The sequence below is a fragment of the Spirosoma sp. genome (assembly GCF_048594605.1).
GTDB lineage: Bacteria > Bacteroidota > Bacteroidia > Cytophagales > Spirosomataceae > Spirosoma.
The window spans coordinates 1-1942 of sequence record NZ_JBMDWV010000310.1 but is presented as its reverse complement, the minus strand read 5'-3'; the positions used below and the strand labels follow the sequence as shown (position 1 = coordinate 1942).

2 protein-coding genes and 1 pseudogene are annotated in these 1942 nt (G+C 43.9%); 2 read left to right on the top strand and 1 reads right to left on the bottom strand.

The features are described 5' to 3' along the window. Positions 1–229 (top strand): annotated as a pseudogene (locus tag ACOJS8_RS18800) (amidase); the annotation flags it as partial. Between the two features lie 257 nt (positions 230–486). Then, positions 487–660, top strand: coding sequence for a type II toxin-antitoxin system VapC family toxin (locus ACOJS8_RS18795; protein WP_420150085.1), 174 nt, complete (start codon positions 487–489; stop codon positions 658–660). A 13-nt stretch (positions 661–673) separates the two neighbouring features. Here the strand turns inward: ACOJS8_RS18795 and ACOJS8_RS18790 are convergent. After that, positions 674–1942 (bottom strand): C-terminal helicase domain-containing protein (locus tag ACOJS8_RS18790; protein WP_420150084.1); only part of this gene is annotated, 1269 nt, incomplete at its 5' end.

The following is a 1942-nucleotide window of genomic DNA, read 5'->3' as shown; positions in this document are numbered from 1 at the left end:
CGTCAACGGCGACTACGACACCGGCTTTTACTTCTGCCAGCCAGCCGCCATGGCCGGTTACCCCCACCTAACCATCCCAATGGGCACCGTTCACGGCCTCCCGGTCGGTTTCTCCCTCATCGCCGGAGCGTATCAGGACGGCCCGTTACTCGCAATGGGTTATGCGTATGAGCAGGCTTCTAAGAAGCGTGAGCGGCCGGGGTTTGTGGAGTTGTTGATCCGATCTTAAGTAGGGAAAGTATTCCCTATAGTTACGCTAAGAGGCTGCATTACAACAACGCCGGAAAGGCAACCAGATCTAATCTTTTAGCGTTATCTTAGCGAATCGAACGTATATGGCAATGGAAACTGCGACTAAATCCGGCAAAGTTTCATCTGATAAAAGCCCAAATCAAATCTGAAAGCAGCTTTGGGTAAATACAAAAGTATCATACTGGAGAACGAAGGCTGTTGGGAAGAAGACCTGAAAAAGACTATCCCTAGTTGATGAAGTATTTATTGGACACGCACATCCTTATCTGGACCCTTACCGATAATCCTAAACTTAGTTCTTCTGTTAAAACTATTCTGGTTGACGAGACTAATGAGTTCTTTTTCAGTACGGAAAGCATCCGGGACCGGGCTGGCGTTCCTGATGATTTTGAAAGCAAAGACGGGTAAATTACCAATAATGCTATTGTTGCTCAGACCTATCCTTAATAAACTCATTTATCAAATGGTCTTTGCGCAATGACTTAGGCACCAATAGCAGCGCACATACTTTTTCCGGCTTAGGTGTATCCGTTCGATCATACCGCTTGCACCAAGCTTCTGCCGCCTGGCGGCAAGCCTGTTCGATTTCGGCTACGTTAGCCAATGCTCTTGGGGTTGATTCCGAACAACTGATTATATCTAAAATACGTAAATCACTTAGCAACTCTAATTCCTGAGTAGTCAGATTATACAAAGTTGGATACTCTTTTCCAGCATAGTGCAAGAGCAAAAACAGCTTTTTATCAACTCCTTCGTACGTAACAGCACTGTGAAGAAAATTAGGTAGCAGTTGGCTTCTTTGCCGATACTTGTCCAGCGTTAATGAATGGCCCAGCATAGCTTTAGACCCCAATCCTCCAATGATTTCTAAGACGTTTTCGTCACGCGTAAAACGCTCTATGTCAATAGTGTCCTCCAACAGTACATTCAGTTCCTGATTATGGGATAACACATCGGTTCCGATAATTTGTGTGGACTTTTTGTGGCGATCAATCAATCGGTCAAAACGCTTTTTTATATCCGCTCTGCATTCTGAGAGTATGTATGGCTCATTGTACATAGATGGAATGAATGTGTAGAAATAAACGGTTCTATCTGGATTCTCGGTCATTCGCATAATTCGGCCAGCGCGTTGAAATAAAACATCCGCACTTTCCGGGCTGTCATAGTTGATAATGGTGTCAACGTCGGGTAAGTCTACGCCTAAGCTGTCAGCATCAGTACAAATCAGTACGTCTATTTCCTGATCTGGTTGATAATTAGTATGAGCAGAAGGGGAAAAATCTTTTAAACTCTTTTGCCGTTGAGGTGCCTTTCTCAGCTTGTTCATACCTTTTTCGTCCTGCTCAACCATGCAACTTACTGAAATACTGCTGTTGTAGGTTTGCTGAAGTAGAGTCTGCAAGTAATTTGCCGTAGGATAACGCCGAATAAAAATCAGAATTTTGCTTCTGTTTTGGATAAGTCGTTCGTTGATAACCGCTGTCAGCCAATTGTATTTATCATCCGTAATCCCATTTTTTAGATCCGCCTGAATTGGTGCGAGTTGTTGTTTACGTTCCCGTTTGGGCCTACGTAAAAGCACATTATACCGTTTTTCGTCAGTATTCTCTACCACTTCCTCTCCTACAGTAAACCCACTATTTGTATCCGGGAAAATCGACGTTTGACTAGAATCGGCATCGTCAGC